At 70.4% G+C, this 19,634-nt stretch carries 25 protein-coding genes; 14 read left to right on the top strand and 11 right to left on the bottom strand.

The window, feature by feature from the left end; genetic code table 11:
- Positions 1 to 154: 154 nt before the first annotated feature.
- Entirely contained in the window at positions 155 to 859 is a 705-nt protein-coding gene (locus tag QSK21_RS12100) for a TetR/AcrR family transcriptional regulator (protein ID WP_285695659.1), read from the top strand.
- A gap of 20 nt (positions 860 to 879) precedes the next feature.
- Positions 880 to 1,566: a DUF4245 domain-containing protein gene (locus QSK21_RS12105; protein WP_285695660.1), complete on the top strand. Its 687-nt coding sequence runs from the start codon at positions 880 to 882 to the stop codon at positions 1,564 to 1,566.
- Here QSK21_RS12105 and QSK21_RS12110 read toward each other — a convergent pair.
- Positions 1,563 to 1,778: an exodeoxyribonuclease VII small subunit gene (locus tag QSK21_RS12110; RefSeq protein WP_285695706.1), complete on the bottom strand. Its 216-nt coding sequence runs from the start codon at positions 1,776 to 1,778 to the stop codon at positions 1,563 to 1,565. The two genes, QSK21_RS12105 and QSK21_RS12110, sit on opposite strands and share 4 nt — an antisense overlap.
- Before the next feature lie 67 nt (positions 1,779 to 1,845).
- A complete protein-coding gene (xseA, locus tag QSK21_RS12115; protein ID WP_285695661.1) occupies positions 1,846 to 3,081 on the bottom strand; it encodes an exodeoxyribonuclease VII large subunit in 1,236 nt (411 codons plus the stop codon).
- Between the two features lie 96 nt (positions 3,082 to 3,177).
- Between xseA and QSK21_RS12120 the strand changes: the two genes are divergently transcribed.
- The gene (locus QSK21_RS12120) at positions 3,178 to 3,612 is read left to right on the top strand and encodes a MarR family winged helix-turn-helix transcriptional regulator (protein ID WP_285695663.1); all 435 of its coding nucleotides are present in this window, start codon (positions 3,178 to 3,180) and stop codon (positions 3,610 to 3,612) included.
- Between the two features lie 6 nt (positions 3,613 to 3,618).
- On the opposite strand, the gene QSK21_RS12125 is transcribed toward QSK21_RS12120, so the two are convergent.
- Together QSK21_RS12125 and QSK21_RS12130 are read right to left on the bottom strand one after the other, a co-directional pair.
- Positions 3,619 to 3,981 carry a 4a-hydroxytetrahydrobiopterin dehydratase gene (locus tag QSK21_RS12125; RefSeq protein WP_285695665.1) on the bottom strand — a complete coding sequence of 121 codons (363 nt, stop codon included), beginning with the start codon at positions 3,979 to 3,981 and terminating at the stop codon, positions 3,619 to 3,621.
- A 97-nt stretch (positions 3,982 to 4,078) separates the two neighbouring features.
- On the bottom strand, positions 4,079 to 5,275 hold the full coding sequence (locus QSK21_RS12130; RefSeq protein ID WP_285695666.1) for an NsdA family TPR-like regulatory protein: 1,197 nt from the start codon (positions 5,273 to 5,275) through the stop codon (positions 4,079 to 4,081).
- A 167-nt stretch (positions 5,276 to 5,442) separates the two neighbouring features.
- On the opposite strand from QSK21_RS12130, the gene QSK21_RS12135 reads away from it, so the two are divergent.
- The 3 genes from QSK21_RS12135 to hemC all read left to right on the top strand — a co-directional run bounded on the left by QSK21_RS12135 (position 5,443) and on the right by hemC (position 7,482).
- Entirely contained in the window at positions 5,443 to 5,700 is a 258-nt protein-coding gene (locus QSK21_RS12135; protein ID WP_285695667.1) for a hypothetical protein, read from the top strand.
- A gap of 81 nt (positions 5,701 to 5,781) precedes the next feature.
- Positions 5,782 to 6,321 (top strand): porphobilinogen synthase, encoded by a 540-nt coding sequence (locus QSK21_RS12140; RefSeq protein ID WP_285695668.1) that lies wholly within the window; start codon positions 5,782 to 5,784, stop codon positions 6,319 to 6,321.
- A gap of 156 nt (positions 6,322 to 6,477) precedes the next feature.
- Positions 6,478 to 7,482: a hydroxymethylbilane synthase gene (gene hemC / locus QSK21_RS12145; protein ID WP_285695669.1), complete on the top strand. Its 1,005-nt coding sequence runs from the start codon at positions 6,478 to 6,480 to the stop codon at positions 7,480 to 7,482.
- Between the two features lie 434 nt (positions 7,483 to 7,916).
- On the opposite strand, the gene QSK21_RS12150 is transcribed toward hemC, so the two are convergent.
- A complete protein-coding gene (locus QSK21_RS12150) occupies positions 7,917 to 8,672 on the bottom strand; it encodes a DUF8129 domain-containing protein (RefSeq protein ID WP_285695670.1) in 756 nt (251 codons plus the stop codon).
- 226 nt (positions 8,673 to 8,898) lie between these two features.
- On the opposite strand from QSK21_RS12150, the gene QSK21_RS12155 reads away from it, so the two are divergent.
- On the top strand, positions 8,899 to 9,867 hold the full coding sequence (locus QSK21_RS12155; RefSeq protein WP_285695672.1) for a 4-hydroxy-3-methylbut-2-enyl diphosphate reductase: 969 nt from the start codon (positions 8,899 to 8,901) through the stop codon (positions 9,865 to 9,867).
- Positions 9,868 to 9,880: 13 nt separating this feature from the next.
- Here the strand turns inward: QSK21_RS12155 and QSK21_RS12160 are convergent, their stop codons facing one another.
- Positions 9,881 to 10,495: a DUF6542 domain-containing protein gene (locus QSK21_RS12160; protein ID WP_285695673.1), complete on the bottom strand. Its 615-nt coding sequence runs from the start codon at positions 10,493 to 10,495 to the stop codon at positions 9,881 to 9,883.
- The gene (locus tag QSK21_RS12165) at positions 10,492 to 11,925 is read right to left on the bottom strand and encodes a DNA recombination protein RmuC (RefSeq protein WP_285695675.1); all 1,434 of its coding nucleotides are present in this window, start codon (positions 11,923 to 11,925) and stop codon (positions 10,492 to 10,494) included. The genes QSK21_RS12160 and QSK21_RS12165 overlap by 4 nt, the downstream gene beginning before the upstream one ends.
- A 101-nt stretch (positions 11,926 to 12,026) precedes the next feature.
- On the opposite strand from QSK21_RS12165, the gene QSK21_RS12170 reads away from it, so the two are divergent.
- Both QSK21_RS12170 and ychF read left to right on the top strand, forming a co-directional pair.
- Complete coding sequence (locus tag QSK21_RS12170) at positions 12,027 to 13,046, top strand: alpha/beta hydrolase fold domain-containing protein (protein ID WP_285695676.1); 1,020 nt, start codon at positions 12,027 to 12,029, stop codon at positions 13,044 to 13,046.
- A gap of 83 nt (positions 13,047 to 13,129) precedes the next feature.
- Complete coding sequence (gene ychF / locus QSK21_RS12175; protein WP_285695678.1) at positions 13,130 to 14,221, top strand: redox-regulated ATPase YchF; 1,092 nt, start codon at positions 13,130 to 13,132, stop codon at positions 14,219 to 14,221.
- Positions 14,222 to 14,253: 32 nt separating this feature from the next.
- Here the strand turns inward: ychF and QSK21_RS12180 are convergent, their stop codons facing one another.
- Together QSK21_RS12180 and QSK21_RS12185 are read right to left on the bottom strand one after the other, a co-directional pair.
- Complete coding sequence (locus QSK21_RS12180; protein WP_285695679.1) at positions 14,254 to 15,375, bottom strand: tyrosine-type recombinase/integrase; 1,122 nt, start codon at positions 15,373 to 15,375, stop codon at positions 14,254 to 14,256.
- Positions 15,376 to 15,379: 4 nt separating this feature from the next.
- Complete coding sequence (locus QSK21_RS12185; protein ID WP_285695680.1) at positions 15,380 to 15,889, bottom strand: hypothetical protein; 510 nt, start codon at positions 15,887 to 15,889, stop codon at positions 15,380 to 15,382.
- Positions 15,890 to 16,015: 126 nt separating this feature from the next.
- Between QSK21_RS12185 and QSK21_RS12190 the strand changes: the two genes are divergently transcribed.
- The 4 genes from QSK21_RS12190 (at position 16,016) to QSK21_RS12205 (ending at position 18,049) form a co-directional block, all read left to right on the top strand.
- Positions 16,016 to 16,219, top strand: coding sequence for a helix-turn-helix domain-containing protein (locus QSK21_RS12190; protein WP_285695682.1), 204 nt, complete (start codon positions 16,016 to 16,018; stop codon positions 16,217 to 16,219).
- Entirely contained in the window at positions 16,216 to 16,611 is a 396-nt protein-coding gene (locus QSK21_RS12195; RefSeq protein ID WP_285695683.1) for a hypothetical protein, read from the top strand. The genes QSK21_RS12190 and QSK21_RS12195 overlap by 4 nt, the downstream gene beginning before the upstream one ends.
- 137 nt (positions 16,612 to 16,748) lie before the next feature.
- Positions 16,749 to 17,822, top strand: a complete 1,074-nt coding sequence (locus tag QSK21_RS12200; protein WP_285695684.1) for an AAA family ATPase — start codon at positions 16,749 to 16,751, stop codon at positions 17,820 to 17,822.
- 53 nt (positions 17,823 to 17,875) lie between these two features.
- Entirely contained in the window at positions 17,876 to 18,049 is a 174-nt protein-coding gene (locus tag QSK21_RS12205) for a hypothetical protein (protein ID WP_285695685.1), read from the top strand.
- A 196-nt stretch (positions 18,050 to 18,245) separates the two neighbouring features.
- Here the strand turns inward: QSK21_RS12205 and QSK21_RS12210 are convergent, their stop codons facing one another.
- Positions 18,246 to 18,497: a GntR family transcriptional regulator gene (locus QSK21_RS12210; RefSeq protein ID WP_285695686.1), complete on the bottom strand. Its 252-nt coding sequence runs from the start codon at positions 18,495 to 18,497 to the stop codon at positions 18,246 to 18,248.
- A gap of 176 nt (positions 18,498 to 18,673) precedes the next feature.
- Here QSK21_RS12210 and QSK21_RS12215 point away from each other — a divergent pair, with 176 nt between their 5' ends.
- Positions 18,674 to 18,985, top strand: coding sequence for a hypothetical protein (locus QSK21_RS12215; protein WP_285695687.1), 312 nt, complete (start codon positions 18,674 to 18,676; stop codon positions 18,983 to 18,985).
- Between the two features lie 247 nt (positions 18,986 to 19,232).
- Here QSK21_RS12215 and QSK21_RS36110 read toward each other — a convergent pair whose 3' ends face one another.
- Positions 19,233 to 19,553, bottom strand: coding sequence for an HNH endonuclease (locus QSK21_RS36110; protein WP_352231275.1), 321 nt, complete (start codon positions 19,551 to 19,553; stop codon positions 19,233 to 19,235).
- Positions 19,554 to 19,634 lie beyond the last annotated feature (81 nt).

Genomic DNA, 19,634 nt, shown 5'->3' on the forward strand with positions numbered 1-19,634 from the left:
CACGAATTCTCCGTGGGGGCATCAGGGCGCCACAAATTGGACCAGACCAGCGGTTCCGGCGCCGTGGCGGGTCCCCGTGCCCTGAGTCCCGTTTCGGTCTCCCGGCGGGTAAGGGATCGTTTCCCCCGTGTGAGAGGGCGTAATCTCAGTCTCCATGAGCAGCGACATCGAGCTTTCGGCCGGTGGGGTGACCGCGGACGCGGGCGCGCCGGCGGGGAGCCGTCAGGCGGGCGCCGCCGGGGGGTCCGGTACGGGCGAGGGGGCGGCGCGCACCTCCGACCGGGGGGCCGCGACTCGCAGCGCGTTGTTGTCCGCGGCCGGTGAGGTGTTCCGCGAGTCGGGTTTCGCGCAGGCGGCGGTGACGGACATCGTCGCGAAGGCCGGGGCGAGCGTCGGGAGCCTGTACCACCATTTCAACGGCAAGGCCGATCTTTACCTGACGCTGTTCGAGGAGTTCCAGGCCCGCCAGCAGGAGCGCACCCGGGAGGCGATCAACGCGGCCAGGGAGGCGGGTGAGAAGGACCCGATGCGCCTGTTCATCGCCGGTGCCCGCGCCTATCTGGACGGTTGCCTGGACGAGGGCCATGTGGCGCGGCTGTTCATCTCGGGGGACGGCCCGCCCGGGTTCGACCGGGTGATGCGGCAGCGGCTCAACAAGTGGGCGCGCCGCAACGCCGCGTTGTTCCATACCGCCGATGGCGGGGTGGACGAGGCGCTGGTGACCGTTCTGACCGGGGCTATGGCGGGCGCGGTGTCGGAGCTGAACAGCCGGGAGGACGAGGAGTCCTCAAGGCGGCTGGCGTCGGACGTCCTCGCGATCATCGGGACGATCCGGAACCCCCGTACAGAGCAGCCCTGAGGGTGCGGGATCCTGGGACCGTGACCGAGAAGACCTCCACACCTCAGGAAGCCGCGCCCCCGGAGAGCCCTCAGGCTCCGGAGTCTCCCGCCGCTTCGCGCGGGACGATCGAGGTGAGTCCCGGGGTCTACAAGAGGCTCACCACGGGGATAGGCGGTTTCGCGTTCGCCATGGCGGTGTGCCTGCTGCTGGTGGGGGCGATCTACCTGGTCAGTCCGCGTAACGACAAGGAACTGCTGCCGACGGTCGACTACAGCTCCCAGTTGTGGGCGATGCGCTCTGACGCCCCGTACGTCGCGTACGCGCCCGAGGGCCTTCCGGCCGGGTGGCGCGCCACCAGTTCGCGTGTGCACGGCCTGGGGAGCGGCGGTGACGACCCGGTGGCGTGGCATCTGGGGTTCGTGACGCCGACCGGCGAGTACGCGGCGGTCGAGCAGAGCAACGAGAGGGCTTCGGCCTATGTCCCGCGGATGACCAGCATCAAGAAGACGATCGGCACCCAGCAGGTCAACGGGGTCGCCTGGAACAAGCACCACCGCGTGGACAAGAACGCCCGTTCGCTGGTGCGCACCCTGCCCAGCGGGATCACGATCGTGGTGACGGGCACGGCGTCCTTCGAGGAACTGGGCGTACTGGCCGCCGCGCTCAGGCCCCAGCCGAAGCCCAAGGGCAACGCCCCGCTGTCGCCGTCCCCGGCGCCGTCCTAGAACGGGGCGGCGGTCTCTCCGGAGCCGCCGTTCTCGGCCGTCGCGGTCGCGGCGGCCAGCCGGGCGCGGGCGCCCTCCAGCCACTCCTCGCAGATCGCGGCAAGCCGTTCGCCGCGTTCCCACAGCTCAAGGGACTCTTCGAGGGTCAGCCCGCCGGTCTCCAGGCGCTTGACGACCGCGGCGAGTTCGTCACGGGCCTGCTCGTACGACATGCGTTCACCGGAGACCGGCGTCGGTTCACCGGTGACCTCAGCGTCTGCCTCTGCCACGGGGACCACCCTACGACCCGGGACGCCCCCGTGTGTCGGCGGAACCGCCCTCGACGGTGACGGCGAGGCGGCCGTCGGCGAGGCGGACCAGCAGCCGGTCGCCCTTGGCGGCCTCGGCGGCGCCCCGTACGACGGAGCCGTCGTCGCGTTGGACGATGGCGTAGCCGCGGCGCAGCGTGGCGGCGGGGGAGAGGGCCAGCAGCCGGGCCCGGGTGTGGGAGAGTTCGTCCCCCGACCGGTCCAGCGCGCCCGACAGGCAGCGGCGGGCCCGGTCGCGCAGCGCCAGCACTTGCTCGGACTGCCGTTCGATCTCGCGGACGGGGTCGGCCAGCGCGGGACGCGACCGCACCGACCGCAGCCACGCCAGTTCCCGTTCGATCCCGCCCGCGAGGCTCCGGCGGCCCCGCTCGCGCAGTTCCCGGACGAGCTGGAGCTGCTCCCGTACGTCCGGCACGACCTTCTTGGCCGCGTCGGTCGGGGTGGAGGCGCGCACGTCGGCGACCAGGTCGAGGATCGGCGTGTCCTGCTCGTGGCCGATCGCGCTGACCACCGGGGTGCGGGCCGTGGCGACGGCCCGGACCAGGGCCTCGTCGGAGAACGGCAGCAGGTCCTCCATGGAGCCGCCGCCCCGCGCGATGACGATCACGTCGACCTCGGGGTCGGCGTCCAGCCTGCGCAGCGCCTCCATGACCTCGCCGACCGCGTACGAGCCCTGGACGGCGGTGTTCTCCACCCGGAACGCGACGGCGGGCCAGCGGCGCCGCGCGTTCTGCAGGACGTCGTGCTCGGCGTCGGACTGGCGCCCGCAGATCAGGCCGATCTTCCCGGGCAGGAACGGCAGCGGCCGCTTGCGCTCGGGCCGGAACAGCCCCTCGGCGGCCAGCACCCGCCGGAGCCGTTCCAGCCGGGCCAGCAGCTCGCCGACGCCGACCGGCCGTACCTCGATCGCGCTGAGCGAGAACGTGCCCCGGTTGATCCAGAAGTCGGGCTTGGCGTGGATCACGACGCGCGCGCCGTCCGTCACGGCCGGGCCCGCGGCCTCGAACACCGCGCGCGGGCCGACGACCCGGACCGACATGTTCGCCACCGGGTCGCGCAACGTGAGGTAGCAGGTGCCGCCGCGGGCGTTGAGGTCGGTGATCTGCCCCTCGACCCAGATGCGTCCCAGCCGTCCGATCCAGCCGCCCACCGCCTGCAGCACGGTGCGCACGGGAACGGGTGACTCGGCTGTGGTCTGCATCGCCATGGGATCTCAGCCTAGGCCCGCGACATGCTGTGATAGGACGGACGTCCGGCGCCGGCCCGCCGGGCTCACACCGACACGCCATCCGGAGAGGTGCAGGTGGATCCCGATCGCGAACTGGCCGAGCGGCTGAACCGGCGGCTGCGCGACGTCGTCCTGCTGCTCCGGCAGGCCGGCGCGGACCTGCCGGTCACCGGGCAGCAGGTCTCGGTGCTGGCGTCGCTGGAGGGCGGGCCGATGCGGATGACCGCGCTGGCCGCCGAGCACGGCGTCCGGCTGCCGACGATGACCGCGCAGATCAACAGGCTGGAACGGGCCGGTCTCGTCGCGCGCGGCCGGGACGCCTCGGACGCGCGCGTCGTCACCGCGAGCCTGACCCCGGAGGGACGAATCCGCCTCCAGGAGGCACGGGAAGTTCGCAACACGTTCATGGCGGAACGGATCGCCGCCCTCACCCCCGAAGACCGCGCCGCCCTGGCCGCCGCACTACCCGCCCTGGACGCCCTGTTCACCCCTCCAGGCCGCCCTAGTTAAGCCCCTTCAGCCCGGCGATGCGGGAACCGTGGTCCTCACGATGGTCATGATTGCGTAGGGCTCTCTGGCACGGCGCCGTGCGCCTCGGCCACCGCGTTGATCCGCTCGGCCGTGACGAAGTCGAGTTCGGTCACTACATCGCCGGCCGTGTGGGTGGTCATGGTGAAGGCGCAACCGGTCCCATCTGATGTCGATGTCGGGGCGGTGTTCCATCTCGACGGCGACGCGGGCGACCTCGGCCACGATCCGCGTCGCCGTGTCGTACTCGACGGCGAAGGTCCGGCTGATCTGCGACGTGTCGCCCGTCCAGCCGGTCGCGGCGAGCCGTTCGGCGACCTGTTCCGCGGACAAGGGGGTCCTGAGGCTCACGTGTGGTTGCCCTCGCTGGTCGGCGGGGCTTCCGGGGTCCATAAACGAGACTGGCGCCCGCCTCCCTGGGGAGGTCGGGCGCCGGTGCATCGCGGTGTCAGCGTAGCTCAGCGGCGAGGCGCGTGAGCCGCTGTGATCCGATCCGGGTGGCGAGCGCGTCAAGCTCCTCGGCCGTCCGCATGGCTTCGCTGTGTTCACCGGCCTGCCGATAGGCGCGGGCGAGCTGGTACACGAAGTCGCCCGCCCATTCGGCGCCTCGCATCACGGAGGGGAGCTTGGCCAGTCCCTCGGTGAGAACGCCGATCGCCTTGCGGTTGTAAGCGGGTTGGTGTCTGCCGAGGTGCCGCCACGCCTGCCCCCGGTGCAGCTCAAAGAACCCGTCAACCTGGTAGTACAGCCATGGCGGTGTTTCGTCGGCCCTCTCCCTTGCCTGCTCGGCGTGTTCGTCGGCGAGGTCAAGGAGCCGATCGGCCTCGGCGGCGTCGCCGAGGACGGCGTGAGCACGCGCTTCCTGCGAGGCGGAGATGGCGACCTGGCCGGGCCAGATCGCGGGGGCACGGCGGGCGGCTTGGCGGAGCCCAATGACAGTGCCGACCTGGCCGCGCTCCCACGCGATCTGGCCCTGAAAGCCCATGACCTCCGAGACGAGATCGGCGTCATCCGACTCGGTGGCGTGCCGCAATGCGCGGTCCAGGAGGGCAGAGGCCCTGCCGTAGCGACCAGTGCTGATGTGAAGCCAGCCGAGAAACTGCGTCCACTGCCCGGTGATCCCGACGAGTGCGGGGCGGTGCTTGCCGGCTGCGCCGGTGAGGATCTGCTCGACGGCTTCGAGTTGGGCGTGGACGGCGGGCAGGATGGCGGCGGACCCGATGGCGTCTTCAAGACGGCGCTGTGCGGCCAGGACGACCGCGAGAGACTTCAGGACGGCGCTGTCCACACGCAGCGGATGCTTGGCGACGTAGTCGAGGCGGTCTTCGTCGTCGGGCGTAAAGGCGCCGTTGAGGCCGTCAGTTCGCCACAGGGACGGCGCCGCAGCCCCGAACAACTCGGCCTCGCTGAGGCCCGTCACGCGGGCGTACAGCGCCCGGTACGGGTGCCGGGGACTGGGCACGGCTTTGCCCGCCTCCCACGCCTTGATCATGTCGGTAAGGGATTTGACGTGCGCGACCCTTGGTAGCTCGCCAGGCGTGGCGGCGGCACGCATCCGCCGGGCTAGGTCCGCACGCGACCAGTACGGGTCCGCTTCGCGCGCCGCGCGCAGGCGCGCGCCGATGGCCTTGTTCTCGGCTGACATGTTGCGATGCACCTCGGCCGGGATGGCGGGGGAGTCTCCCCTTCTCTCCCCCAGTGTGCCCCTAGATGTGCGACCTGTGAGATGGATTCACTGAGCGTCAAGACACGACGGCCCCGGCGGCGGTACGAACGCCGGTACCCGGGGCCTGCCAGGAGGTGAGTCCCGGCATGAACGATGGTACGACGGCCAGACTGCCCGCGGACGTCAGCGCGCGGTATCCGATTCCGGAGTACACCACGTGGTGGTGGGGTGATCACTGGAGCGCCGTCCATACCGGCGACGGCTCGGTGATCCGAGGCGACAAGTACCGGGACCTGGTGACCCGGTGCTTCCTGGAACGGACCCGGCGGCAGGGCATTGAGATGCGGGCCGGGGTGTACCTGCTGGGCGTCGGCGGCGACTACCCGTCCGGGCCCGGCGGTTGAGAACCCGCGGCCCGTGGGCGCACCAGGCGCGTTCCCGGGTCGCGGCTACCTGGCTCGTCCTCGATCACTAAGGAGACGGTCATGCAAGCACGTGTGCAGTGTCCGCGTCCCGACGCGCTGGTCATGGTGGTGCTGGTCCGCCAGGACGCGGACGGCCCATCCCGGATGCCGGTCCTCACCGTGCCCGAGCTGCCCGCCATGGCCCGGCACCTCGAACGTGTGGGCATACCCGCGGTGAAGGTGTTCGCGTCCCCTACGTCCCGCACCGGCGACGAGCGGGGCGGCGTGGCGGCCGACTCGCTGATGGCCCGCGCGGTCGCCACCCTGAAAGACGCCGCGCCGGGGCTGACAGTGATGACGGGAACGTGCCTGTGCTCGTGGACGAGCCTGGGCGAATGTCACCACACCGGCCGAGACGGCGCGATCGACCTGCCCGCCACAGTGGAGGCGCTCGCCGCCCAAGCGATCGCCCAAGCCGAGGCCGGCGTGGAAGTGATCGGCCCCGCGGCGATGGCGCCCGGCCAGGTCACCGCGTGCCGCCGCGCGCTGGACGAGACCGGGCACGGCCGGACGCAGATCATGCCGCACCTGGTCGTCTCCTCCGCCCTGTACGCGGGCTAGGGGCGGCCATGGACGCGGCCCCGGCCTCGGGAGCCCCGGCGGCCGAGCCCGACCGCGCCGTCGGGACGGGCTTGCAGATGGTGGCCGAGGGCGCCGATAGCCTCGCCTGCGGCGGTCCATCACTCATCTCACCTGCGACGATCAAGGGAACCTTCGATGACCATCACGCCGAGCACCCCCGCTGATTCGCCGGCCGAGCGGTACTTCGCCGGCAGGCTGCCGGACCGGCCGCTACGGCTCGGCTGCCGCCGCTCGCATCTGGCCCGCGCCTACGCTCACCGCGTCGTCGATGCCCTGCACCGGGTCGCGCCGGGCCTGATGATCGAGCTGGTCGAGATCACCACGTCCGGGGACCGGTACAAGGGTGACCTGTCCAAGATCGGCGGCAAGGGCCAGTTCATGAAGGAGATCGACCGGGCGCTCACCCTCGGCGAGGTCGACATGGCCATGCACGCCATGAAGGACGTGCCCGGCGACGTGCCGTTGCCCGAGGGTCTGGTGTTCGCCGCCTACCTGGAACGCGAGGACGTACGTGACTGCGTGATCTGGCGGGAGGGATCCAAGTACGCCGGCATCGACGATCTTCCCCCGGGCGCGGCGATCGGGACCAGCGCGGTACGCCGCAAGGCACAGATCCTCCGGCATCGCCCGGATCTCCAGGTGGAGCGATTCCGCGGGAACGTCGTCCCCAGGATCGCCAAGCTCGACGAGTCCGATTATCTGGAGGGGATCGTGCTGTCGCGCGGCGGCGTGGTCGGTGTCGGGATGGATCACCGGATCGGGCAGGTCTTCACGATGGAGGAGATGTGCCCGGCGGTCGGCGCCGGGGTGGTGGGCGTGCAGTGCCGCAGGGCGGATGAGGGAATGGTGGAGTTGCTCCAGCTCATCGACCACGCCGAGACCCGTATCCACATCACGGCCGAGCGGACGATGCTGCATGGCCTGCAAGGGCACTGCAACTCCCCGATCGCCGGGCACTGCCGCACCACCGAAGACGGACAACTGTCCCTGCAAGGCATGGTGTTCACCCGCGAGGGAGCGCACTTCGCCTACGCGCAGGAGTGGGACGCCCGGGATCGCGCGTTCGAGCTGGGCGCGTACGTGGCAGGGGTGCTCAACCGCAAGGGCGCCCGCGACATCATCGCCGGGATTCCGCACTAGGGCGCAACACAGGCTGAGCAGGTGGTGAGCCCTCTGTCGGCCTGGACGGTGGCACCGCGCGAGGCGGTGACGGCTCTCGCCGAGGCCAGCGTGAAGCCTCGTCGGCGCGGCCTGCCGGCAAGCAGTCCGAGCGCCTGACGGCTCCGAACATCGCGGTGACCACTCTCGGAAGGAGACTGTGATGAGTCGACGTGCCAAGCGGATATTCGCCGCGATCATCGCCACGGTTACCGCGCTGGTGCTGATCTGGCTGCCGACGGCCGCTCAGGCCGGCATCGCCCTCAACGCGCTCGACTAGCTAGCCCGCACGCTCAGGCGGCGAGGGTGAGCGTGGCACTGCCGGACATCCGCGACGTGGGCCGCAAGGCCGTCGACGCTTTGCCAACTCGGAGCCGAGTGTTCTCGATGTGCCTTCCGAAGCCTGTAACGCCGGGTCAGGACAGCCCGTTCAGTTTGGCGATGCGGTTTTCGTACATGCGGAGGACGTCGGGGCGGGCGGCGTGTTTGCGCTCGTACTCGCGCAGCAGCTTCACCTGGTCGGACGACAGGCCGCGGAGGCGGGCGCGGAGCTGGGGCAGCGTGGCTTCGTCGTAGTTCGGCACCGGGAGTTCCGCGGCCAGCTTCTCGGCCTCGGCCGGGGCCGCCGGCTTCACCTCGGGTTTCGGCTCGAACAGGGACTCATCCGGCTTCCCGGCGTCGCCCTCCGCCTTGCGGGCCTCCGGCTCCTTCCTGGCCTCAGGCTTCGCCTTGGCTTCGGGCTTCGGTTCGGGCCTGGCCTGGGGCTCGGTCTCGGGCTTGGTGTCGGGGACGGCCCGTGCGCTCGGCGCGGGAGCGGGTTTGCCCACGGAGATCTCGCCGGTGCCACCGGCGCCGGGCTTGGCGGGGGCATCGGCCGTCTTGCGGGGGCGGGAGGGCTCGGGCGCCGGCTGCTCGCCGCGCACCCGTTCCATCACGCGTCCCACCACCTTCTCGGCGGTGTGCTGGACGTCGTCGCGCAGCCGTCCGATCACCGGGCGCACCCCGCCGCCCTCGGTGATCTCCTTGTAGTCCTTGGTCAGCCGGTCGCTCAGCAGCAGGGCCCGGCCGACGCCGAACATCGCCAGCCGGACCGCGTGCAGCGGGAGGTCACGAACCTGCTCGCCCACCGTCTCCTTCACCTGCTGCTTGAGGTGGCGCGGCGATCTCGTCATGTCTCCTTCTCCCTGCTACGACGGCACCGTGTGTCCACCCTCACTCTGCCGCATCGCCGCGGCACCGGCACCCCGGCCTAATGGAATTTTGGTCAACAAAGCCGTGCGCTGGGTCACATGGGCGGCTTCACCTGCGCGTACGTGCCAATACCCTGTCCCCCGGCAAGCATCCGCGGTGCCCTCACGGCCGGTACGGGACGCCTGCGGCGCCTCGTACGATGGGGCCATGACCTCCGACAGCCAGCGCCGTGTCCTGCTCGCCAAGCCGCGTGGTTACTGCGCGGGAGTGGACCGGGCCGTGGAGACCGTCGAGATCGCCCTGGAGAAGTACGGGGCGCCCATCTACGTCCGCAAGCAGATCGTGCACAACGTGCACGTCGTGAAGACCCTGGAGGAACGCGGCGCGATCTTCGTGGACGAGACCGAGGAGGTGCCCGAGGGCGCCATCGTCGTCTTCTCCGCGCACGGCGTGGCGCCTGCCGTCCACGACGAGGCCAGGGGCCTGGGGCTGCGCACCATCGACGCGACCTGCCCGCTGGTGACCAAGGTGCACAAGGAGGCCGTCCGGTTCGCCAGGGACGACTACGACATCCTCCTGATCGGGCACGAGGGGCACGAGGAGGTCATCGGCACCACCGGCGAGGCGCCCGACCACATCCACCTGGTGGACGGCCCGGACGACGTCGCCAACGTCCAGGTCCGCGACCCCGACAAGGTCGCCTGGCTGTCCCAGACCACGCTGTCGGTGGACGAGACCATCGCGACGGTGGAGAAGCTGCGGGAGCGGTTCCCGAACCTGGTGGACCCGCCGTCCGACGACATCTGCTACGCCACGCAGAACCGCCAGACCGCCGTCAAGGAGATCGCCGCCCGCGCCCAGCTCGTGATCGTGGTCGGCTCCACCAACTCCTCCAACTCCGTACGGCTGGTCGAGGTCGCCAAGGAGCACGGCGCCGACCGGGCCTACCTGGTCGACTACCCCGAGCACATCGAGGAGTCCTGGCTGGAGGGCGTCATCACGGTCGGCGTCACCAGCGGGGCCTCGGTGCCGGAGGAACTCGTCGAGGGAGTCCTGGAGTGGCTGGCGGCCCGGGGGTTCGCGGAGGTCGAGGAGGTCGAGTCCGTCCCCGAGAGCATGCGCTTCGCGCTGCCGCACGAGCTCCGCAAGGACCTGCGGACGCTGCCCGTCGTCTGAGCCCCCGTCCGCCCTACTCGGCCTCTTCGCGGGCGACGCGGTGCCTGCCGACCGGGGGCTCCTCCCAGCGGACGGGGTTCTCGTTCTCCTCCTGCTCGAACAGGCGGCTGCCGCGCAACCGGCCGCGCAGCTCGCGCACGTTGCTCATCAGGCCGCGGGGCAGTGTGATGGCCAGCACCAGCAGCGTGCCGCCGAACAGCCAGGACGCGTCGCGGGCCAGCGCGGACAGCACGCCCACCGAGACGCTGCGCAGGAGCGAGGGCTCGCCCAGGGCGGCGACCAGTTCCGCCAGGACGGCGGCGCCCAGGAACACCGCGGGCGGGCTGACGGCGAGCGTCAGCAGGTCGGCCTTGCGGGTGGCCAGCGCGGCCACGACGCAACCCGCGGCGAACCCCACCCCGGACAGGACGGGCAGGCCGAACCAGTGGGCACCCAGCGCCCCGGCGAGCCCGGCGGCGAACACCACGACCACGCCGCCGCGCCCGGTCAGGGTGACGGGGCCTCCCCGGCTTCTCCGTGCCGGGACGGAGCCGCGTCCCCGGCCGCCCCGGCCCCGCTGACCTCGCACACGTCCCCCTGCGTCCGGTGAGGCGCCCGCGGGCGCTTCGCGTACCGTCGGTGAACTCATGGCCATCTCTCCCGGCGTTCGACGCGGTCAGGGCTGGCCCGCCGGCCGAAACCTACAGGTTCCGCCGTGGAGCCAGGGCGTGTGACACCCTTCTCACGATCAGCGGACGCACCGTTAACCGATTCCGGTCGGTCCGGTTTCCCTCTGCCCATTTCCGGCTCGTCCATCCCGGCGAGCCGTGATTCGAGGTCGTCGTCCGGCTCAGGGGTGTCCGGGGTGTCCGGTTCGGTGGCCGCCAGTTCGGGGGCCGACACGGCGCGGGGACCCTCCTCGACGCGGCCGGGCGGCTCCAGCGAACCCTCCACCACGCCGAGGTCGTTCAGCCTGCGGGCACTGACCAGCACCCGTGTTTCCAGTGACCCCACGACCCGGTTATATGCCTTGATCGCACTTGTGAGGGAGCGTCCCAGCTCGTCGACGTGCCCGCCCAACGTGCCCAGCCGCTCGTACAGTTCCTTGCCCAGGTCGAACACCGCGCGGGCGTTGCGTGACAGCGCCGCCTGCTGCCATGCGTAGGACGCGGTGCGCAGCATCGTCACCAGCGTGGTCGGGGTCGCGATGTGGACGCGGCGGCGCATCGCGTACTCCAGCAGCTCGGGATCGCGGTCCAGCGCGGGCGCGAGGAACGCCTCCCCTGGGATGAACAGCACCACGAACTCCGGCGCGGGACTGAACGCCTGCCAGTACGACTTGGCGGCAAGGCGGTCCACGTGGTCGCGTAGATGGCGGGCGTGCGCGTCGAGCCGCACCGGGTCACCCGTTTCGACGGCCTCCAGATACGCGGCGAGTGACACTTTGGAGTCGACGACGATGTTCTTGCCACCGGCCAGACGTACCACCATGTCGGGTCGTACGGTGCCGTCCTCGGTGGAGGAGGTGGCCTGCTCATCGAAATCGCAGTGATGGGCCATGCCGGCGAGTTCCACGACGCGGCGGAGCTGGAGCTCGCCCCAGCGGCCGCGTGCCTCGGGACGTTGCAGCGCCCGCACCAGCGCCTGGGTCTGCCCGCGCAACTGCTCGGAGCTGTGCCGGACGAACTCGACCTGCTTGGCGAGCATGGCGTGCGACTCCCGGCGCCCCGTCTCCACCTCGCGCAACTGGTCCTCGACCTTGGCCAGGGTGTCCTTCAACGGGGCGACCAGGTGCTCCACCGCCTGCTTGCGGCGTTCCAGTTCGCCCGCGGCCTCCGCCCCCGCGGCCTTGAGACGGGCGTCCGCGAGCTCCAGGAAGCGCTGGTTGCTGGCGTCCAGGGCCTTGGCGGACAGGTTCTCGAAATGCTCGGCCATCCGCTCCTCGGCGTAGGCCAGCTTCTCCTCGGCGGCCCGCGCGCGGGCGATCAGCGCGCCCTGACGGCCGGTCGCGAGCGCGAAGCCGACCACGGCGCCCAAGGCGATCCCGAGGGCGAGACCGGCGAGCAGCGCGAGATCCATGCGTTCATCGTGACAGCGGTGGACGGGCGCGCCCGCGCGACGCGCCGGAAGCGCCCGGCGCACCGGACAATTAGACTGCTAGTTCGCTTACAGGGAGAGTCATGACGACCAGCGGCACCGGCACCCGCGACACTCGTCCCGTGACGGACACTCCGGTGGGACGGAGGATCGCCCGCGCGCTCGCTCTCGAACCGGGCGGCCCGCCCAGCGCGCAGGCCCGGCTCGCCTGCCAAGTGGTCAAGGCGGTGGTGAAGGGCGGCTGGGCATCGATCCCCGACACCGATGAAGGGCTGCTGCGCTTCCAGCGCATCACCGACGCGTTCAGCCGCGTCCAGACCGTCCCGCCAGGTGTCGCGCTCGCCTCCGAAGACCTTGGGACGTGCGGGGCCGAATGGGTGCGGGCGGGTTCCCCTGATGAACGCAAGGTTTTCCTCTACCTGCATGGAGGGGCCTACTTCTTCGGAAGCCCGCGCCTCTACCGTCCGTCCACATGGAGGCTGTCGGCGGCTACGGGACGTCCCGTCCTGGCCCTGGACTACCGGCGCGCTCCCCAGCACACCCCCTACGACGCCTTGGACGACGCCGTCGCCGCATACGACTTCCTCCTGGGCAACGGTTACGCCCCGCATGACATCGTCGTCGGCGGTGACTCGGCAGGGGGACACCTTGGGCTCGCCCTGCTACTGGCGCTCAAGCGGCGCGGTACGGGCCTGCCCGCAGCGGCCGTGTTCCTCTCCCCATGGGTGGACTTCCTGTGCGAGGCCGACTCCCACAGGCTCAACGCGCGCAGCGAAGCCGTCATACCGCCGGGCAAGCTCGCCTGGCTCGGCCGCCGCTTCAGCGAGGGCGCGTCCGAGGACGACCCGCTCCTCGCACCTCGCCGTGCGGGTGCGTCCGACCTGGAGGGGATGCCGCCCATGCTGCTGATCGCCAGCGGCGGTGAGATCCTCCGGGACGAGACCCGCGAACTGGCCGAACGCTCCAAGGCCGCCGGGGTGCGCGCCGTCTACCAGGAATGGGACGGCCTGATGCACGTCTTCACGCAGTTCGCCGATTTCATCCCGGAAGGCAAGGCCGCATTCCGGCACATCGCCGCATTCCTCCGCGGCTCCGAAGCCTGAGGGGCGGCCGTCGCCCCGACCGGCCGTACGTTCACCTGATCGTGGTCCTGGACCGGTCGCCGCGGCCCATAAACTTGACGGCCGTGAGCCTTTCCATCGGAATCGTCGGGCTGCCCAACGTCGGCAAGTCCACCCTGTTCAACGCGCTGACCAAGAACGAGGCGCTGGCCGCCAACTACCCGTTCGCGACCATCGAGCCCAACGTCGGCGTGGTGGGGGTGCCCGACCCCAGGCTGGAACGGCTGGCGGAGATCTTCGGATCGGCCAAGATCATTCCGGCCACGATGGAGTTCGTCGACATCGCCGGAATCGTCAAGGGCGCGTCCGAAGGGCAGGGACTGGGCAACAAGTTCCTCGCCAACATCCGCGAGACCGCTGCGATCTGCCAGGTCATCCGGGCCTTCCACGACCCGGACGTGACGCATGTGGAGGGCGAGACCGACCCGGCGCGCGACATCGAGACGATCAACACCGAGCTGATCCTGGCCGACCTGCAGACCATCGAACGGGCTCTGCCGCGCCTGGAGAAGGAGGCGCGGACCAAGAAGGACAAGGACAAGCTCGCCGTCGTCGACGCCGTACAGGGCGCGCAGAAGCTGCTGGACGACGGCGTCACGCTGTTCGCGGGCGCCGAGCGCGCGGGGATCGACCTGCCGCTGCTGCGCGAGCTGCACCTGCTCACCGCCAAGCCCTTCCTGTACGTGTTCAACCTCGACGACGCGGAACTCACCGACGAGGCGCTGCGCGCCCGGCTGGGCGACCTGGTCGCCCCCGCCGAGGCGATCTTCCTGGACGCCAAGATCGAGGCGGAGCTGATCGAGCTGCCCGACGATGAGGCCCTGGAACTGCTGCAGAGCATGGGGCAGGAGGAGTCCGGGCTGTCGCAGCTCGTCCGGATCGGGTTCGACACCCTCGGCCTGCAGACGTACCTCACCGCGGGCCCCAAGGAGGCGCGCGCCTGGACGATCCGCAAGGGCGCGACCGCGCCCGAGGCCGCCGGCGTCATCCACACCGACTTCCAGCGCGGCTTCATCAAGGCCGAGGTCGTCTCCTTCGACGACCTGGACGCGGCGGGCTCGATGGCCGCCGCCCGCACCGCAGGCAAGGTCCGCATAGAAGGCAAGGACTACGTCATGCAGGACGGCGACGTCGTCGAGTTCCGCTTCAACGTCTAGGCGGGGCGCGTCCGCGCAGGTAGACCGGCACGTCACGCCTCCCGAGTCCGCAGAGAGTCCGCGCCCAGTGTCTCGGCCAGCAGCGCCGCCGCCTTACGGGTGCGGTCCTCGGCCGTAGGCCACAGGTGCGCGTAGGTGTTCAGGGTCGTGGTCGCCTTCGCGTGCCCGAGTGCCCGCTGAACGGTCACCACGTCGCACCCGGCCGCGATCAGCCCGGACGCGTAGAAGTGACGCAGGTCATGAAGCTTCATGCCGGACACCCCGGCCGCCCTCTGCGCCCTGCGCCACTGGTAGCCGATCGAGTTCTGGTGCGGCGGCGCGTCCCCGTCGCCGACGAACAGCCACCGCGCCGGGTCGTCTCCCGGCCGGTACGCCTCGACGTGCCGGGCGAGGATGTTCACCAGCTCGTCAGCGAGGTACACCGTGCGCTCGCTGCCGTACTTCGGCGCCCGGATCTCCACCCCGCCGCGCTCCCGCTGGACCTGCCGGACGACGTCCAGCGATCGGCCGAGGAAGTTCACATCACCGACGCGGAGTCCGGCCGCCTCGCCGAGCCGCAGACCGGCGAACGCGGCCAGGGCGACGAACGCCCGGAACGGCGGGGCGGCGCCGTCGAGAAGCGCGGCCACTTCCTCGACGGTCGGTAGGCGCATCGCCGCGGCGGCACGGCGCCCGCGAGGCAGCGTCACACCTTCGGACGGGTCGGAGATGATGACCCGGTCGCGGACGGCCGCACGCAGGACGGCGCGCACGTTGTTGAACCTGGTGCGGATCGTCCCGGCCGCGAGGCCGGCCGTGCGGTCCTCGCCCCGGTCCTTGGTCTGCATGGCCTTGATCCACGCCTCGACGTGCGATCGGCGCAGCGACGACAGCGGCACGTCGCGGAACGTCGTCGACTCCGCGGCGAGGCGCATTGCCCGTTCGGTGCCCGACACCCAGATCTGCCGCTTGGACCAGTCGGCGAAGTAGTCGGCGAACGTGATGCGCCCGGCCGCCGGGTCGACGTACTGGCCCGTCTTGATCGAGGCCGTGACCTCGTCCAGCCAGCGCTGAGCGTCCACCTTGCGCGCGAAATGCTTCGCGTGTTCCTTGCCCGCGCCGTCGCGGTACCGGGCGCGCCACTTGCCGCTGGGGCGCTTCTGGATGCTCGCCATGGCGCTACTCGACCCGTGAGGCGCGCGGGTCGACGACCGTCAGCAGGCCGCGGTCTCGAGCGCGGGTCACCCACCGACCAGCAGTCGAACGCGGGACCCCCAAGCCGGACGCGACCGCCTGGGTAGGCGCGTCGCCGAGCAGCACCGCCAGGCGATAGATGCGCGCCACCCAGCGCAGGGTCTCAGTCGTCGGGCCCGTCTTGCCCGCGTCGACCGGCGGGCGCGCCCCACTGAGCAGCAACGTCGCTCGCAGCGCATCCATGACGCCGTCCCGCAGGATCGTCGCGAGCGGTATCGAGCGCAGTACCTCGCCGGTCACCTCGGCCCCGTCGCCGGCGCGCACTACGGCCATCCGCGCGACGTACCGTCCGGCCTGGTCATCGTATTCGGCCATCAGCTCGACGGCGTACCCGCCGACTTCGTCGGCGCTCACCGTGATCAGGTTCGGGATCTTCACCCCGTCGCCGATGTCGAGCTGGACGTCTTCCGGCCGGAAGCTGCCCTTGGTCTTCATGCGGTGAATGTTGCATGCAATCCGCAGGTGCCGTCAAGGGTCGTGGGTTGGCGTTGACGAAACTGGATCGGTGGTGCAAGCATCTGGTGGTGCGGTTCAGACGGAGCCGTACCACTGGGAGGAACGATGCCCGAGTACATGACGACCAACGAGGTCGCGGAGCTGTTCCGCGCGTCGCCGGAGACGGTCCGGTACTGGCGCCACATGGGCACCGGGCCGAAGTGCTTCAGGGTCGGTCGTCGCGTCCTGTACGCCCGTGAGGACGTCGAGGCGTACGCCCGCGAGGCGCGCGAGAAGGCCGACGCGGACCGGGGGAGCGCCACCCGATGACCACGAACGAGAACCGCCCCGAGGACGGCGATCCCGGGGCGGTCGATGACGAGCGGCTGGACGGCGGCACGTCAGGCACCAGCGTACCCCGCTCGGTCCTGATCGCCGCCGAGCTGCTGGCCGAGTCAGCCGACCGTGAGCGCACGATCTTCGAGATGGCGTGGAACGCAGGACGCGCCGCCGGGTACGCCGACGGTTTCGAGCACGGCTATGACCGGGCCGAGCACGACATGCGCAAGGCGTGGGAGCAGGTGGCCGCCGACGTGCGGGACCTGCCCCGGCGGCAGGCCGTCAATGATCGGCGGTACCCCGGGTACACGGCCGAACGGCTCGCCGAGCTGCGCGACGCCGCCCGGGCACGGTACGGGCTTCCCCAGCGGGAGGACGGGTGACCGCGGTTACCACGGAGCGGTACTGCACGGGGTGCGGCACCGACGTCGCCGGCCGGGGCGCGGGCGCATGCTCGTGCCCCGGCGGGCCGTCGCTTCCCACACCCGAAACTCACACCGCCCCGGCAAACAGCACGCCTGTGACCTGCGTTTCTCACACTTCCCACACTTCTCACACGGGGGGTGGGGAAGAGCCGACGCAAGAAGAGATCGACGCCGAGCTACTCGCCGACGTCCACGACGGGGCGTGGCTGGACTCCCAGGAGTTCGCGCCGCTGGCATGGGCCGTGCCCGGGCTGATCCCCGAAGGGCTCACCCTGCTTGTCGGTCCGCCCAAGGCCGGGAAGTCGTGGCTACTGGCGAACCTGCTGCTGTCAGTGGCGGCCGGTGGACGCGCCATCGGGCAGATCCCCGTTGGGAAGCCGCGGCGGGTGCTGTACCTCGCGCTGGAGGACGGCGACCGGCGCATGCAATCCCGGTGCCGGATCATCCTGGGAGACGAGCCGATCCCGGTCTTGTTCCACTACAAGACGACCGTGCCGCCGGGGAAGGTGACCGCCGTCCTGGACGCGTGGATGCGCCGCCATCCCGACACGGCAATGATCGTGCTGGACACCCTTGGCAAGGTCATGCCGGAGTCCCGGCAGGGCGAATCCGCCTACCAGCGTGACTACCGGATCGGGACGGCGCTCAAACGCACGGCTGACGCGACCCCTGGGCTCGCCGTGATCGTGGTCCACCACGACAACAAGGCAGGGTCGGACGACTTCGTGCTCCGCGTGTCGGGCACCAACGGCTTGGCCGGGGCCGCCGACTCGGTGATCGTCCTGGACCGCAAGCGTAAGCACCTGAACGCCTTGCTGAACGTCACCGGCCGGGACGTCCCGGAGGAGGTCTACGCGCTGCGGCTGGAGGAGGGAACCAGGTGGGTCCTGGACGGCCGGACGCTCGGCGAGGCCGCCGCCAACGCCGAGCGGCAGGAGGAGGACAAGGGGCTTGGCGAGACCTCGACGGCGATTCTCGACCACGTGGCGCGCCATCCGTCTGGGGTCAGGGCCGCCGAGATCACCGCCCAGTTCGGCAAGTCCGCCGGGGAGTACCTGCGGCGGCTGGAGAAGGCCGGGCGGCTCCACAAGCCCAAGCGCGGCCTGTACGTCGTTCCGCCGCCGCCCGACCATCCCGAACTCGACTTCGATTCCCACGACCCCGTGTGAGAAGTGTGAGAAGTGTGAGAAGCGCAGGTCAGAGGACTAAGGAGAAACTCACAGTGTCCGGAAGAACCCTCACGCTCACGCGCGCCTCCGAGATCGACGCGCTTCTCGCCGAGCTGCTGGGCGGACCGTTCGAGAAGGCGACAGTGACGGGTGCCTGCGGCCGGTCCGTACGCGCGGGGGCGGGCGCGAGAAGGGTGCGCAGATTGTGCGCACCCCTGGCGCGGTGACGGCGAGTACACCTTCCCGTTGACGCCGGTCACGCTGCGTGCATCTACTGCGGAATTTCCTAGGCTGGATTCCGCACCTGACGCGGCGCGATCGGAAGATTGCTGAGAGTGAAAAAACTAAGGCAGATCTGCCTCAGTTTTCTCACTCTCAGCAGCGGACGACTTCGCACCGTCACCAATCGGGCGGCCGGTCCGCCTACTCGGCGTCCTGGTCGTCTCCGGCCGGCGGCTTGACGAACGTCCCACGGCCCTTCACCGCGACGATCAGCCCCTCGTCCTTCAGCAGGCCGAGCGCCCGCTGAACGGTCGGGAGCGCAAGGCCGAACTCGGCGGCCAGGGCAGGACCAGACGGCAGACGGCGCGCATACGTGCCGTCCTGGATCCGCTGGCGGATGATCGCGGCCAGTTGCTCATACAACGGCTCAGGAGCATCCAGGTCAACGCCCATGATCCAACCGTAGATGACCTGCGTTAATGCTTATTAACCGCTCATAGGTGTTGGCAAGTGCTGACAGGCTTTAGTAGGTGGCGTAACCTGCGTCACACGGCGCGGTTGCCCGACCGACCGACCTAGGCGCTCGACCGGCGGGAACCGCGCCCCCCGACCCGACAGGAGACGGAGCGATGGACGGCGGACCCCCGGCACGACTCTTCGAGCTGCAGAACGCGCTGCACCGGCACGGCCTGGACGCGACCCTCACCGCCCGCGGACTGGTCGTCCGCAACTACCACGCCCCCGGCTGCTGCATCGACAACCCCTGCGCCGCCGACACCATCACCTGCCGCCCCCGCCACGACGACGGCGACCGGCTCTGGTTCTACACCTCGTGGAACCACCCGTTCGCCGAAGCCGACCCCGCCCGCATCCCCGACGCCGCCCTCACCGTCCGGTCCTACCTGACCCGCGACTACGGCTGGATATCCGGCCCCATGTAGAGGCCGCGGACGGCGGAACCGGCCGACCTGCGGCGCGCACCCCGGCCCATCACGCTCTCATCTCCCCTACCCCCCTGGGCAGGGTCCCCTCACGAGGTGTGCCCGAACGTCGAGGTAAGCAAGTCGCGGTGCGTACGGGTCTGGGACTCCCGGGCCGTGACGTTCCGTACCCGTAACGAACAGGTCACAACGACCTGAAGTTCCGTACCAGATCTCTCGCGCTGACCAGCAACGCTCGGCAACTCCCCTAAAGGGGGTCCCCCGCCACCCCCTGTGACCTGCGCGATTGCATCTCGTCGGGCCTGAGGATGCCTGGATGTGGTTCGGGCTCTCGACGTCGGCGCGGACGCGAGGCGTTGAGCCTTGCCGCGTTCTCCTTGCCGGTCTTGGTGGCGTGGCATGGGGTGCAGACGGCTTGGAGGTTGTTCGGGTCGTGGTTGTCGCCGGGCTGGATGTGGTCGACCTCGGTCGCCCGTCCTTGGCAGCGTGGCCCCTGGATGCGGCAGGTGTGGCCGTCGCGCTCTAGGGCGTGTCCGGTGAATCTTGGTATTTGGCTGAGGTCGATCACCGGGTTGGGGTGCGATGGTCGGTATGGTGCGTCGTCATGAGCTGACCGATGCCGCGTGGGCGCGGATCGAGTCGTTGCTGC

It is taken from the genome of Actinomadura sp. NBRC 104412 (genome assembly GCF_030269515.1).
In the GTDB taxonomy this organism is placed as follows: Bacteria; Actinomycetota; Actinomycetes; order Streptosporangiales; family Streptosporangiaceae; genus Spirillospora.

Bases quoted from the DNA above. Each gene is read 5' to 3' on its own strand.
- QSK21_RS12140 (WP_285695668.1), top strand. From the start codon at position 5,782: ATGCAAGCACGTGTGCAGTGTCCGCGTCCCGACGCGCTGGTCATGGTG.
- QSK21_RS12210 (WP_285695686.1), bottom strand. From the start codon at position 18,497: ATGGGCGTTGACCTGGATGCTCCTGAGCCGTTGTATGAGCAACTGGCC.
- QSK21_RS12100 (WP_285695659.1), top strand. From the start codon at position 155: ATGAGCAGCGACATCGAGCTTTCGGCCGGTGGGGTGACCGCGGACGCG.
- QSK21_RS12135 (WP_285695667.1), top strand. From the start codon at position 5,443: ATGAACGATGGTACGACGGCCAGACTGCCCGCGGACGTCAGCGCGCGG.
- xseA (WP_285695661.1), bottom strand. From the start codon at position 3,081: ATGGCGATGCAGACCACAGCCGAGTCACCCGTTCCCGTGCGCACCGTG.
- QSK21_RS12160 (WP_285695673.1), bottom strand. From the start codon at position 10,495: ATGAGTTCACCGACGGTACGCGAAGCGCCCGCGGGCGCCTCACCGGAC.
- QSK21_RS12170 (WP_285695676.1), top strand. From the start codon at position 12,027: ATGACGACCAGCGGCACCGGCACCCGCGACACTCGTCCCGTGACGGAC.
- QSK21_RS12190 (WP_285695682.1), top strand. From the start codon at position 16,016: ATGCCCGAGTACATGACGACCAACGAGGTCGCGGAGCTGTTCCGCGCG.
- QSK21_RS12150 (WP_285695670.1), bottom strand. From the start codon at position 8,672: ATGACGAGATCGCCGCGCCACCTCAAGCAGCAGGTGAAGGAGACGGTG.
- QSK21_RS12215 (WP_285695687.1), top strand. From the start codon at position 18,674: ATGGACGGCGGACCCCCGGCACGACTCTTCGAGCTGCAGAACGCGCTG.
- QSK21_RS12165 (WP_285695675.1), bottom strand. From the start codon at position 11,925: ATGGATCTCGCGCTGCTCGCCGGTCTCGCCCTCGGGATCGCCTTGGGC.
- QSK21_RS12155 (WP_285695672.1), top strand. From the start codon at position 8,899: ATGACCTCCGACAGCCAGCGCCGTGTCCTGCTCGCCAAGCCGCGTGGT.
- QSK21_RS12185 (WP_285695680.1), bottom strand. From the start codon at position 15,889: ATGAAGACCAAGGGCAGCTTCCGGCCGGAAGACGTCCAGCTCGACATC.
- QSK21_RS12110 (WP_285695706.1), bottom strand. From the start codon at position 1,778: ATGTCGTACGAGCAGGCCCGTGACGAACTCGCCGCGGTCGTCAAGCGC.
- QSK21_RS12195 (WP_285695683.1), top strand. From the start codon at position 16,216: ATGACCACGAACGAGAACCGCCCCGAGGACGGCGATCCCGGGGCGGTC.
- QSK21_RS12130 (WP_285695666.1), bottom strand. From the start codon at position 5,275: ATGTCAGCCGAGAACAAGGCCATCGGCGCGCGCCTGCGCGCGGCGCGC.
- hemC (WP_285695669.1), top strand. From the start codon at position 6,478: ATGACCATCACGCCGAGCACCCCCGCTGATTCGCCGGCCGAGCGGTAC.
- QSK21_RS12180 (WP_285695679.1), bottom strand. From the start codon at position 15,375: ATGGCGAGCATCCAGAAGCGCCCCAGCGGCAAGTGGCGCGCCCGGTAC.